Origin of the sequence: Bergeyella anatis (assembly GCF_036016955.1) — a bacterium.
Taxonomy (GTDB): Bacteria; Bacteroidota; Bacteroidia; order Flavobacteriales; family Weeksellaceae; genus JAYWXI01.
On sequence record NZ_JAYWXI010000087.1, the window covers coordinates 1 to 687 of the forward strand.

General features: G+C 35.2%; 1 protein-coding gene. It reads right to left on the reverse strand.

All coding sequences use genetic code 11. From position 1 onward, the window contains the following. On the reverse strand, nt 1–619 hold a 619-nt coding region (locus tag VQ048_RS12355; protein ID WP_503619827.1), incomplete at its 3' end, for an alpha/beta fold hydrolase. Between the last annotated feature and the right edge of the window lie 68 nt (nt 620–687).

Below are 687 nucleotides of genomic sequence, written 5' to 3' on the forward strand. Positions count from 1 at the left end.
ATGCAGCGTGATTGAACATACTTATATAATTGTTGGCTCTATTGAACTCAGCTCTTATCAGTTTTTCACTTCTTTGTTTGTCAAATTGTTTCTTGCCACTCATTAATTCTGCACCCTGAATTAAATAGTTTACCACACTGTCTTCATTTGTCCAATTGACTGTACCTGCTTTACTATGGAAATCTAAAATACTCGTGTCCATTTCAGGTATAGTTGGGTCTGAGTCTCCCCAAGGGCCTGATGACATAAGAGTTAAGGAGTTAACTCTGTCGGCAAACTTTATTGATGCTATTTGAGAAATTAGTCCGCCCAAAGAAATCCCCACAAAATGTGCTTTGTCAATCTTGTAGCCATCCAATATTGAAATAGCGTCATTAGTTAAGTCAACAATATCGTATGGAGTAGAACCTGGTTCATAATTAGTGGATTTTCCTACATCTCTGTTGTCGTAACGAATAACAAAAAATCCTTTTTCAGATAATTGTTGGCAAAATTCAGTGTCCCAATACAGCATTGAAACGGTTGCACCTGCTACCAAAAGGATTGCTGGATTTTTCTTATTTCCAAAACTTTCCGTACAGAGTTCAATGCCGTTTGTTTTAATTATTTTCTCTTTCATTTCTGTTTTCCTTTGTTTGCAACTGATTATTATCAGTCCTAAAATTAATATCCAAAGTAGTTTTTTTT